13 protein-coding genes, 1 tRNA gene and 1 pseudogene are annotated in these 11,684 nt (G+C 42.3%); 2 read left to right on the top strand and 13 right to left on the bottom strand.

What is annotated here, in order from left to right; all coding sequences use genetic code 11:
* The 7 genes and pseudogenes from ABZB17_RS14785 to ABZB17_RS14755 all read right to left on the bottom strand — a co-directional run.
* A pseudogene (locus ABZB17_RS14785) lies at positions 1 to 239 on the bottom strand (4-hydroxy-3-methylbut-2-enyl diphosphate reductase); the annotation flags it as partial.
* Positions 236 to 934, bottom strand: a complete 699-nt coding sequence (gene cmk, locus ABZB17_RS14780) for a (d)CMP kinase (protein ID WP_372651107.1) — start codon at positions 932 to 934, stop codon at positions 236 to 238. The pseudogene ABZB17_RS14785 and the gene cmk, both read right to left, overlap by 4 nt.
* Before the next feature lie 420 nt (positions 935 to 1,354).
* On the bottom strand, positions 1,355 to 2,383 hold the full coding sequence (porQ, locus tag ABZB17_RS14775; protein ID WP_372651106.1) for a type IX secretion system protein PorQ: 1,029 nt from the start codon (positions 2,381 to 2,383) through the stop codon (positions 1,355 to 1,357).
* A gap of 537 nt (positions 2,384 to 2,920) precedes the next feature.
* Positions 2,921 to 3,772 (bottom strand): aldo/keto reductase, encoded by an 852-nt coding sequence (locus ABZB17_RS14770; protein WP_372651105.1) that lies wholly within the window; start codon positions 3,770 to 3,772, stop codon positions 2,921 to 2,923.
* A gap of 32 nt (positions 3,773 to 3,804) precedes the next feature.
* Positions 3,805 to 4,128, bottom strand: a complete 324-nt coding sequence (locus ABZB17_RS14765) for a hypothetical protein (RefSeq protein WP_372651104.1) — start codon at positions 4,126 to 4,128, stop codon at positions 3,805 to 3,807.
* Positions 4,129 to 4,156: 28 nt separating this feature from the next.
* Positions 4,157 to 4,657, bottom strand: coding sequence for a YkgJ family cysteine cluster protein (locus ABZB17_RS14760; protein WP_372651103.1), 501 nt, complete (start codon positions 4,655 to 4,657; stop codon positions 4,157 to 4,159).
* Between the two features lie 173 nt (positions 4,658 to 4,830).
* Positions 4,831 to 5,754, bottom strand: coding sequence for a DMT family transporter (locus ABZB17_RS14755; RefSeq protein ID WP_372651102.1), 924 nt, complete (start codon positions 5,752 to 5,754; stop codon positions 4,831 to 4,833).
* A gap of 130 nt (positions 5,755 to 5,884) precedes the next feature.
* Between ABZB17_RS14755 and ABZB17_RS14750 the strand changes: the two genes are divergently transcribed.
* Positions 5,885 to 6,799, top strand: a complete 915-nt coding sequence (locus ABZB17_RS14750; protein ID WP_372651101.1) for a sugar phosphate isomerase/epimerase family protein — start codon at positions 5,885 to 5,887, stop codon at positions 6,797 to 6,799.
* A gap of 246 nt (positions 6,800 to 7,045) precedes the next feature.
* Here the strand turns inward: ABZB17_RS14750 and ABZB17_RS14745 are convergent, their stop codons facing one another.
* The 6 genes from ABZB17_RS14745 to ABZB17_RS14720 form a co-directional block, all read right to left on the bottom strand.
* Positions 7,046 to 7,678, bottom strand: a complete 633-nt coding sequence (locus ABZB17_RS14745) for a hypothetical protein (RefSeq protein ID WP_372651100.1) — start codon at positions 7,676 to 7,678, stop codon at positions 7,046 to 7,048.
* A gap of 31 nt (positions 7,679 to 7,709) precedes the next feature.
* On the bottom strand, positions 7,710 to 8,201 hold the full coding sequence (locus ABZB17_RS14740) for a hypothetical protein (RefSeq protein ID WP_372651099.1): 492 nt from the start codon (positions 8,199 to 8,201) through the stop codon (positions 7,710 to 7,712).
* A gap of 11 nt (positions 8,202 to 8,212) precedes the next feature.
* Positions 8,213 to 8,929: a head GIN domain-containing protein gene (locus ABZB17_RS14735; protein ID WP_372651098.1), complete on the bottom strand. Its 717-nt coding sequence runs from the start codon at positions 8,927 to 8,929 to the stop codon at positions 8,213 to 8,215.
* Between the two features lie 146 nt (positions 8,930 to 9,075).
* On the bottom strand, positions 9,076 to 10,173 hold the full coding sequence (locus tag ABZB17_RS14730) for a DUF4097 family beta strand repeat-containing protein (RefSeq protein WP_372651097.1): 1,098 nt from the start codon (positions 10,171 to 10,173) through the stop codon (positions 9,076 to 9,078).
* A gap of 13 nt (positions 10,174 to 10,186) precedes the next feature.
* On the bottom strand, positions 10,187 to 10,693 hold the full coding sequence (locus ABZB17_RS14725; RefSeq protein WP_372651096.1) for a hypothetical protein: 507 nt from the start codon (positions 10,691 to 10,693) through the stop codon (positions 10,187 to 10,189).
* 5 nt (positions 10,694 to 10,698) lie between these two features.
* Positions 10,699 to 11,262, bottom strand: coding sequence for an RNA polymerase sigma factor (locus ABZB17_RS14720; protein WP_372651095.1), 564 nt, complete (start codon positions 11,260 to 11,262; stop codon positions 10,699 to 10,701).
* A gap of 170 nt (positions 11,263 to 11,432) precedes the next feature.
* On the opposite strand from ABZB17_RS14720, the gene ABZB17_RS14715 reads away from it, so the two are divergent.
* A tRNA-His gene (locus ABZB17_RS14715) sits at positions 11,433 to 11,506 on the top strand.
* Positions 11,507 to 11,684: the final 178 nt, after the last annotated feature.

The following is an 11,684-nucleotide window of genomic DNA, read 5'->3' as shown; positions in this document are numbered from 1 at the left end:
GTTTCCGGCGGTTCGCCATGGGCACGGATTAATACTTTACAATTGCTGAGGGTAAAAAACTCCTCTTTCGAGATGGATTTTAATCCCATTTTCTCAAGGCGCTCCACTTCCATTCCGTTGTGAACGATATCGCCCAGACAATACAGTTGCTTCGTTTGCTTCAATTCATCCTCCGCTGCTTTGATTGCGTTGATCACGCCAAAGCAAAATCCCGATCTTCTATCTATCTCAACAATCATTTTTCTTCAGTAATTTCTTTTACTTTCTTAACGGCCCAATCCAATTGTTGTTCGCGCGTTAGCTCACTATTATCAAGAATAAGTGCATCGTCGGCTTGTTTTAAGGGACTTACGGCACGTGTTGAATCAATTTTATCGCGCCCCTCAACATTGGCTAAAATCTCTTCGAAGTTTATGTTGTCGTCTTTTGCAATGAGTTCGAGGTAACGTCGTTGTGCACGAATTTCGGGCGAGGCGGTCATAAATATTTTCAGTTCGGCATCGGGGAAGACCACGGTGCCAATATCGCGCCCATCCATAACAATGCCCTTGTTTTTGCCGTTTTCGCGTTGCTGGCGTACCATTTCATGACGAACTTCAGCAATGGTACTAATAGGGCTTACATTCTCTGAAACTTCCAACTGCCGAATCTCATCTTCCACATTTTCACCATTCAGGAAAGTGGTGTTTTTTCCGGCTTTTTCATCCCATTTAAAAGTGATTTTAATGTCTTTCAATCCATCGATAACTTTTTGTGTGTCGGGAATCTTGTTCTCAATCCATCCGTTGCGCAGGGCAACCAGAGTTACCACGCGATACATGGCTCCGGTGTCGATATAAACGTATCCAAGTCGCTGAGCAAGTGACTTGGCCATGGTGCTTTTGCCGCAAGACGAATGGCCATCGATGGCGATGATAATCTTTTTGTCGTTCATGTTTCTTTAGGAATTTGGAGCAAATATGGGGAAATTTTAATTAAGATTCAATTGTCTGTTTTAGGTGATTCTAAAAAGTTTTAAAGAAATAAGATCATGTGTAGCTTATTCGATAATGTAGCACTTTATATATCTCCTGCCGGAGGCCTTCATTTTTGTTTTGACACAAAAACGAAGCAAAAAAGTCAAGTCTGCTTTTGGTCTTTACCCTCCGTTTTCATAAAACCTAAATTCGGACGGGTGATCTCCTCGATCCCTCGGAGCTTCCCGCTCTCATTAAGGTTTCATTTCAACTACGGGCAAAGACCAAAATAGGCCGTTCCACTTCTGTAAAGGCAGAAGAATAGGGCAGAAGTTCGAAGCTTCGGTATTGTCTTCAAGCTGGTGAAAGGGAAACAAGTGGTGACAGTGTTATTTTAATTAGAAGTTGTTGTTCAGGTTAACCGACACCGAAAACAGGTTCGACGAGCCGGCCAGATGAAACCTGGAAATGGCATAATCAAAATGAAAACGTTTGATTTTTAGCCCGAACCCGGCAGAAAGGCCCACCGTTGATGCTTTGTTGTCGAATTTTAGCTCCTGACGCCGCTGGTAATTGTAGCCCACTCGCAGGGTGAAATTTTCGGAAGGAAGAATTTCCGCTCCCAGCACCAGGTGGCGCATCGTTTGTTTGGCAAAACTCTCCTCGCGCTGGTGAATGGTTTCGCCGTTAAAGTCTTTCTCTTCATCGCTTGATGCCAGATCCCAGTGGTTAAGGTGTTGCAAAGTAGCCGAAAAAACAAGCGGTGCGTGTTGTAAGCGTTTGCTAAACCCTGCCTGAATGTTCAGCGGAATGCGTTCGCCATCGGCTCCATCGTAGTACTTTGAGATTTGCGTACCAAAGTTGCGCACCACAAAAGCCAGGTTTGTATAACCGTCTTTACTGGCGAAACTTGCCCCCAGGTCGGCAGCAATTCCAAACGACTGGTAGGTTTCGAACGACGATAAAATAGGTTTCAGGTTGATCCCGTAATTCAGCCGTTTATAGCGGTTCGAATAAATAAGGTTAAGCGCATATTCAGCCGCTTTAAACGTTATTCCGGTAAGTTCGCCGGCTTCGGTGGCTTCGTCGAACTGCCCGTAATTGATGTAGTGCATACCCACCGCAAAATTGCCAATTCCGTCGTAGGTTTTGGCGTACGAGGCATAGCCGTAATTTACATCGGCAAGGTAATTCACGTAATTCACCAAAACGCGGTGATCCATGTCTTCGTGCAATAGTGCCGGATTGGCGTAGGGAAGGTTCAGATCGCTTGAATCGTTTATGGCAATTTGAGTACCTCCCAAAGCAGCAATACGCGCCGAGTTGGTCAGCTCCAGAAACTGGTAGGTATACTCACCTCCAATTTGGGCCTTTCCCGCCAACATCGAAAAACAAAAAAGTATAAGTAGGTAAATTTTTCGCTTCATGCGCGATCGTCATTTTTTCTAAAACGCCAAAGGTATTTAATTATTATTATAGGGGAAGCACATTGGGAGAATTATCGGTGTTGGAACGTTACGATGAATTTAGAACGCAGATGACAAAGATTTTGCTGATTTTCGCAGAAAGAGTGCAGCGGTTAATAAGCGCTGCTTTTAAGATCACGTAATATAGGGATCGAAACCGTTTGAAAAGGCATCTTTTGTTTGTCTTCGGGACAAAAAATGTTTCCTCAGCCTCAGATTAGTCGTCCTACACTGGATCTATGGTCTCCTACATCAAATAATGGAGCTCCTACACCGGGGAAAAGACGTCCTACGGTCAAAACAGTGCGTCCTACACCGATATTAATCATTCCTGCACTACATTTGTCTTGTCCTACATATGAAGGACAAGACAATTGAGATGTAGGAAAAGTAAAAACAATCAGATGTTCACTGTTTTTATCCTTTGCAACCCTATTGCGAGTCGTGAGTATTGTTTGGGCCTGGGATTAATGGCATCTCGGGTGAGGTTATCAGCAGTTATTTAACCGGAAGCCTATCCGGCCAGATATTAGGCAACTCACCGCTAAACCCAATTTCAGGAAGATTATCGATAATGTGTATTTCTTCCGGAGTGAGCTCAAAGCCAAATATGTACATATTGTCCAGAATGCGTTCGTGGGTGGTTGATTTTGGAATAACCACCACATCGTGCTGCGTAATCCAGCGCAGGCAAACTTTAGCGATTGATTGATTATGGTTTCTGGCAATTTGCTGTAAGGATTCATTGTCGAACACACGCCCGCGTGCCAGTGGCGACCAGGCTTCAAGCACAATATTGTGATTTTTGCAAAACGCTGTTAATTCCGGCTGCCAGTATCCCGGATGAAACTCAATTTGGTTTACCGCCGGTTTTACATTGGCAGTATTAAACAAGGCATCAAAATGTTCCTGCCAAAAGTTGCTCACACCAATCGATTTAATCTTTCCTTCGGCTTGCAATTCTTCCATGGCTCGCCAGGTGTCGGCATTGGCTTTTTGCCAGTTGTTGTAGTTTTTTGCATTGGCCGGCCAGTGTATCAGGTAGAGGTCGATGTAATCCAGATCAAGCTTTTTTAGCGATTTTTCGAATTCTTTTTTGGTCGATCCGTATCCTAAACAATCGCGCCATAATTTGGTGGTTACAATAATTTCTTCGCGCGGAATACCACTGGCTTTTATGCCTTTGCCAACGGCTTCTTCGTTAAAGTAAAAGGCCGCCGTATCAATTAACCGGTAACCGTTTAGCAGGGCAAATTTTACCGCGTCAATTCCTTCTTCTTCGTTTGATTTATAGGTTCCGAAACCAATTATTGGTAGTTCGTTTCCGTCGTTTAATAGTAGTTTTTTCATAAGATGTAATTTTTAAATGGATGTTGGGGATTTCAAAATAAATCGAAGTGGTCGTTAAAGTATACAAATATTAGAAATACGATTACAAGTCCAATTGCAAAACTCATCATTATCTTCCGGTTGTTGATTTTTGTTTCATCTTTTAGTTTTGATCGAAGTTCTTTTTTGTAGCTATCGGAATAAGTTTTGTTTTTTAGAAAGGTAAAGTCGCGTTTTTTTATGTGGTAGTAGCTGTTTACTTCCGGACCTATTGAAGCAGCACCGCCACCTCCATCAGGTTTGCTGCGTCTTCCAAGGTATTTTCTGGGTTTCATCGTTGAAATCCAGCGTTGCATTCCGAGGCCGTTGTATCCCATGGTGTTGGTTTTATGATTTGCCTTAAAGTTAGAAATTTTCTTTTTTCATCTCTTCAAAAACTTCCAAAACCACCGGGCAGGTTTCGCAATTCTTATGCGACAGGTCAAGAATCTGGTAAAAACGTTTCCGGTCGGTGTGCGGGTATTCTCGGCAGGCCTTTGGGCGGCTTTCGTACACCATACAATAATTGTCGGGCAAAAGAAAAGGGCAGGGGTGTGCGTTAAAAACAAAGTCGCCGTCTTCGTCGGTTTTTATGTATTGATCCATAAAATCGACCACTTTCATTTTCAGGTGTTTGGCCAGTCGCTCAATGTCTTTGTCGATCAGCCGCGGCCCGATAGTTTTGCAACAGTTGGCGCAATCAAGGCAATCGAAATTATCAAAGGCTTCGTAATGTAACGCGTGCACCACATCATCAAGCCGCTTGGGTTTTTTCTTTTTCAGCTTTTTCAACAAAGCATTGGTTTCAGGCCGGCTTTTGTCGGTAAGCAGTTTTAATTCTTCCGGTGTTTTATAATTGATGTTCATTTTGTTGCAATTTTAATAAATCTTTCTTTACCCCTCACCCTGTCGGGAGCTCCCCTCACCAGGGGAGCCAGCATTTATCAACTTTAGTGGCTTTGCATCACGGCTGTTTTCCCTTTGTAAGGGAAAATGTCGACAGACAAAAGGGTAGAGGAGTAATAACAAAAACAGTAAAATTATTTCCGGTGTACCTCAACCGCTTTTAGGCGTCCGTTCGTATCCTTTTTCTTTATCTGCGAGAGAAATAATCCGGTAACAACCACCAGAATTCCAACGATTTTTTGAAGTCCCAGTTCATCTTTCAGAATAAAAAATGATAAAACGGCCACAAACACCGGTATAAGGTTTATAAACGTATTTGTGCGCGTAACTCCGATTTGTCGTACACTTTGGGTAAAAAATACAAAGGCCAGCGTTGACGAGAAAACAGCCAGCAAAACAATTGCCCGGAAGGCTTGAGGATGGAAAGGAGTTTGAATAAAGTCTTTTACATCAACAACAAGCCAGATGGGTAGAAACAATACTACCCCGATAAAATTCTGATAAGCAATAATGGTTAGTGTGTTGTATCGCGTTGCCAGATTTTTAAGAATAATGGCATAAGCTATTGCTGATAAAACGGCCATAAATTCAAGCCCAACGCCCAATGGCGAAGCATCGAACCTAAAACTGTCGTTTAGCACAACAAGAGCAACACCAACAAATGAGAAGATGAGCCCTAAAAGGTTCATTGCTCTTACTTTTTCTTTGTGGAAATACCAGGCGGCTACGGGTGTAAGTAATGGAATTGTAGCCACAATTACTGCAGCCACTGTCGACGAAACGTATTGCAATCCGTAACTTTCTCCTAAAAAGTACAGGAAGGGTTCGAACATCGACATAAAGAAAAACAGTTTGTAGTCTCTTCTTTCAGGCCTTTGTAAGCGTTTTAAGAACCAGGCAATTACAGTTATAAGCAGCGCGGCTATGGCCAGCCTTAATATCACTACTGTTATTGGTTTATAGGCAATAAACGCTATTTTGAACCATACAAACGAGAAACTCCAGAAAAAAGCAGCGCCCAGGGCTGAAAGTATCGCTGTCAGGTCTTTATTTTTCATGTGGTAAATTTGAAGAAGCAAAAGTAGCGATTAAGTGTGCCCGATTGTGGGAATAATAGCTTAAAAAAGCCATCTTTGTGAGAAAATCACATCTTTGTGACATAATTAAATACCTAAAACCAATTTAAAAATGATTTCAAAAAGAATTAATTTAAAATTAGTGGCAGTTGTTGCTGTTGCTGTTTTGTTTATGCAAGGTCTTACCGCTTGCAATTCTGCACCCAAAAAAGCAGAAGAAAAAAGTGCCGAAGTCAAAAAGGAAAAATTTATCGGTTTGCAACTGTATTCTGTACGGGATGACATGGGAAAAGATGTTCCGGGAACATTAAAAGCAGTTGGCGAAATGGGCTACGGTTTTGTTGAAACCGCGGGTTACGGCGACGGGAAAATTTATGGGATGGAGCCGGTTGAGTTTACTGAGCTGTGCAAAAGTAATGGCCTGAAAGTTTTGGGAGCGCACACCGGGCAGGATGTTCCGTCGGAAGAAAAATGGGACGAAACAATGGCATGGTGGGATACTTGTATTGCAGCACACAAAGCTGCCGGTGTAAAATGGATTGTTCAGCCATGGATGGGCGGTTCGGCATACGAAAGCCTTGAAGGGCTGAAGGCATATTGTGCCTATTTTAACGCAGTTGGCGAAAAATGTAATGCCGCCGGTATTCGTTTTGGTTACCATAACCATGATAAAGAGTTTACAACTGAATACGAAGGCAAACCGCTTTACGACTGGATGCTGGAATTAACCGATCCTGAAAAGGTGATGTTTCAGCTTGACCTGTACTGGATTGCAGAAGGTGGTAAAAACGCCGTTGATTATTTCGAAAAATATCCGGGACGTTTTGAGCTTTGGCACATAAAAGACGAAAAGGAACTGGGCGAAAGCGGAAAAATGGATTTTGCCTCAGTTTTTGCTGAGCGCCTAAAATCACGTGCTAAATACGGTATTGTGGAGGTTGAGCGCTACAATTTCGAGCCGCTTGAAAGCTGTAAAAAAAGCTTTGAGTATTTGAAAACTCAAGATTATGTTGATTTTTACGAATAAGCGGAATTATACCAATTGAAATAAAAAAGCGGTTGTTCGGAATTGTATCGGACAACCGCTTTTTGTTTTTAGGAAGTATCCTGTCTATATCCAAAAATGTATGATCATTCGGGAGATCAATTCGTTTACCCCATTCCTAAAGGGAGCGAATTGATTGTTGCTGCTCCCTTTAGGGATGGGGTATTCAGCGACAATCAATTTGCGGATTGGATAATAAACCGGAACTCATTCTGTTTTCAGGAAGTTTTAAAACTTCCCAAACTTAAATGTCATTCCAACATTAAAACCCCGCAGCACATCGGGATTGGTTTCATATAATTCAATGTCGGAAGTGAGGCGGTAACTTCCGTATGCTGCCATGCGGAAAAAGCGGGTAAGGTTGAATTCCAACTCTACACCCGGTTCGAAAACAAAAAACAGGTCAGTGTCGTATTCCTGGTAATCGTGGTAGTAATCCCGGTCCCAGTTGGTTTGTTCTACCAGCGATATTCCTCCCATTCCCACTACTATTGGAAAAGAAACATGTACAGGTTTGGTGCCTCCAACAATAGGCTCGAAAAATACACCGCCGTAACCACCGGCTAAAAAGAAGCGGTCTTCCGGATTTGCCTGGTAATTGTGGTATTCCAGGTCGTTAACAAAACCGTATCCGGCTACTCCAATGGCAAACGAGTGGTCGAAAATAAAAGCACCACGCGCTCCGGCAACCATGGCATCGCGCCCGTCAATTTGAGTATAACCAATTGTAAAAGCACCGTAACCTCCGTTACTTCTTTGGTTCGAAAAAATGGTTTCTACCTCGTGGTTTTGATAATCGTCTTGCGCAAAGGCAAAACCGGCGGCCATTAAAAAGGCCAGTAAAAGTGTTAATGTTTTCATTTTTCTGAATTTGTTAAATAGTTGTTTTGGCTTAAAAATGATATTTTATGGTAAAGGCAAAATCGAATAGTTCGAGGTCGAAAAAATCGCGGCCCAGCACATCAACATAAGGTTTGACCTCGAATCCGATGGAGAGCGGTACTTCGTAAAACAGGTATTCCACACCAACAACAGCATCGACACCTGCCAGCATCGCTGTTCGTTCTTCGTACCAGCTGGTGTTATCCTGCACGTAATATTTGTCCCACTGTTCGTACCCGAAATGGGCTCCCAGTCCGTAAAACAGCGATAATTGCTCGGAGAAAGTAAACAGGTCGTACTCGTGAAATTCTTTCATTGCATGTAGCTGAATCCCATCGTCGCGGGTGGCCAAAAGGAATTTGCACGAATTGGCATCGTCGGTATAAAAGCGGTATTCGAAACCCGCCGAGTATCCGCCGCGGATACCGATTGCTTTATCAAAAGTTTGAGCAGACAAGGCCAGTGGCAGGCAAAATAACAAGATAATGAGGAAACGTTTCATAGTGGTTATTTTTAGTTTTCGCTGATTACACTGCCTGAGCCCGAAATATGGGTTTCAATGTCCGGATTCCCGGAATAAAATACATTTCCGCTTCCTGAAATATTTGAGCGAAGATGCCGCGAAACAGTAACATACATATCGCCCGATCCGGATGTGGAAGTGGAGCAATTGTGCAGATCGAGCTGGTGGGCATCAATCGTTCCCGATCCGCTGATTACAAAATCAGCATCGTCGGCATAGCCCGAGAATTCAATGGTTCCCGATCCTGAGAGTAAAGCATCAACTTCTTCGGCTTCAAAGGCAGTAACTATACTTCCCGATCCGGACAGGACTAGATCTATTTCGTTGCTCACAAAATAATCGGTGGTAATAATTCCCGATCCACTTTGTTTAATCCCTTGCAGGGTTGGAGTCGAGATAAATACTTCCATGGGCAAACGGTTTTTCAAATTCCGGATTCCTTTTACATCAATGTGCAAAGTTTCGCCCGAAACATACGTTTCAATGTACTGCAACAGGTTTTCCTCGGCACTTATTAACACATCGTGGCTTTGTGCTTCGGTAATGTGTACCTCAAAATCTCCCGATGATTTTACTTTTTCAAAGGAGGTAACAATGCGGCTTTCCGATTCGCGGATTCCATTTCCTTCAACAGTAAATTCGTCGATACAACTGGTGGCGCTAAAGATCATAGCAAGCCCATAAATGAATAGCTTAATCGTTTGCATAACAAATTGTTTTCTGGTGGGAAGTTTGCTTAATTGTTTTCATGGCTTTGGCAAACAATTCCCGTGTGGTTAATAATTGTTTTCTTTCTGCTTTTAAAAGACAGGTGTTTTTGGGAGAGGTTGCAAAATGCGTGCTAAAAATTTATTTAATAGGTGGTACGCAGGTTAATATTGCCCGAGTTCGCCCTGATAGTAAGCTTTTCAGAAGGATTTTGTGTTTTTCTAAAATTTCCGGTAATCTTTATTTCATTTTCTTTTTCATCCAGCACGTCTTCCTTTTCTATTGAAAAATCGGAGTCAAAACTCACATCAGCTTTTGTATGCTGAATATCGAAACTGAATGCCGATTCGCTGTTAAAATACAGGTTAATGTCGGTTGACCGCGATTCGATATTTACGCCACTAAAATCAGCCTCGGTTCCTTCCATTTCAATATCTCCGTATTCCGCCTGAATTTTTGCGCGGTCAACAAGCTTGTTTATTCGGAACGTGGTAAAACTGCATTGTGCATCAAGAAGTTCAACTTTGCGGATTCTGAATTTATCGCGGCGCGATGACGCCGAAAGGCTTTCCACTTCCTGGAACTCAAACTCGGTTGACTTACTTTGCAGGTGTATCGTTCCCATTTCTTTGGTGAACAGCTCGCTGAAATTACAATCCAGGCGCCCCTTTTCTATTTTGTTGATGGTGGCATCGGCAAAGTTTAGCGTAAGATTCAGGTGGCGGAAATCGTGAGCTTTCATGTTTCCATTCGACAGGGTGATGTCGGCTTCACCCTTGTAGTCGCCAATGTAGATGTCGCCAAATTTATTGTCAACTTTTAAGCGGTTCGAGTCGGGCAGCCAAACCGTGTAATCCACCTGGATATTTCCATCCGAGCTTAGTAAGGTCTCCTTAAACTTTTTGATTTCACGGCCCAGTGTACCCAGGTTTTTTTCAACTATTGTGCGCACTATCAGGTAGTGTTCGCTGTTGGTAATGTCAAAATCAATCTCTTCTATCGATTCTTCCAGCTTCGATAGTTTTTTTTCTTCAACCCTGATGTTGATGAGGAATTTTACCGAGTCCTTGTCCCAGCTCTTGAAATCGATTTTCCCGTATTTGTTGGTAATTTCAATTTGTGTTTCGGGTGTAATGGCATACGATTTCCGAATCTCTTTGGTGTCGGTAAACTGGGCATTTACCAATAACGGGGCAAGTAAAACAAACAGTCCGGCAACTAATTTCCACTTTATTTTTATCATTTTTCCTCCTTGTCTAACATTTAACCTGGTTCAGCACATCGTCGCAAAGTTGCAGCCTGTAACGGTTGTTTTCAATCATTGCTTCAATTACGCTTTTATTCGAAATATTTTCTTCCAAATCGTTTTTAAGCAGCTGGTACATCCCTTCCAGTTCGTTTAAATCGGTTTCAATTTCGTGTTTCAGTTCCGGAAAAGTATAGTAACATTTTTGTATTTCTTTCAGTTTCTGATTCACCTGCGACGAGTAAAATGCTTCAGCCTCTATTAGCTCCTTTAGTTCCGGATCTGCATTCTCTGCAAGGCGCACAGGATTGTTCAGATTGTTTTGCCAAAGTATCACTCCCGTTGCGATTAGAATAACCGCTGCAGCTGCTGCGCGAATAAAATAGTGGCGCAGCGAAACAACTTTCGTCTCCTTTGTGGCAGTGTTAATTTTATCCCATACTTCCGGCGATGGTGTTCTGAAATCGAACTCCCCGCGTTTTGCTTTTATAAATTCCTCTAATCTATTCTTCTCCATATGGCTTATATTTTATCCATAGCATCTCCATGGGTTTGTTTTAATAGTTCAACAACACGGCGTTTGGCGCGCATAAACTGGGTTTTCGATGTTGATTCTTTAATCTTCAGTATTTGCGCAATTTCGCCGTGATCGTACCCCTCGAGCAGATAAAGTGAAAAAATCATTCGTCCGCCTTCGGGTAATTGTTCCATTGCCTGTGTAATATTTGCTATTGTATATTCCGGCTCGTATTCGTTGCTTTCCTCTTCACTGTCGTAGTCGTAAAATTCCTCGCAATAGGTAAGATCCACTTTTCGTTTGTTAATGGCATTAATGCAGGTGTTTACAACTATTCGTTTTAGCCACGACCCGAAATTCGATTCGTAACGGAACGATTCCAGTTTGGTAAATGCCTGTGTAAATGCTTCCTGCAACATGTCTTCGGCCTCCTCACGGTTATTCATCATTCGGTAGCAAATATTGAACATGGCTTTAGAGTACAATCCATATAGCTCGTATCGTGCCCGGTTATCTCCCTTCTTACTGGCCTCGATAACTTTTTTATGTATGTGCTCTTTTTGTCTCAACTGTTCATCTTTCAATTTTAATGACAGGAATATTTTGCAGTGGTTGCAAAATGCAGGATTTCTTTTTTTGATATGGAAAACAATCTTAAACAAAAATACCATTCAAAATTTAATTCTTTTTGAGTTGTGGAAAGAATAAAATATTTATATTTGCACCCGCAAACAAAATGGTGGTTGTAGTTCAGTTGGTTAGAACGCCGGATTGTGGTTCCGGAGGTCGTGGGTTCAAATCCCATCATCCACCCGATAAAAGCTTCAGATTTTTCTGGAGCTTTTTTTATTTCTGAAAGGCCCCATCTTTTTATGTGTATTGCTGTTTGAGTTTCGTCCGGGAGAACCATGGATCACCCGTAAAATCCGGTGGAATAAAAATTTTATAGAAGCAAGAGAAGAACTGTAACTTTCTGCCTGCCGGCGGCTTT

It is taken from the genome of Draconibacterium sp. (assembly GCF_041583095.1).
GTDB lineage: Bacteria > Bacteroidota > Bacteroidia > Bacteroidales > Prolixibacteraceae > Draconibacterium.
This window is presented reverse-complemented; position numbering and strand designations above follow the sequence as displayed.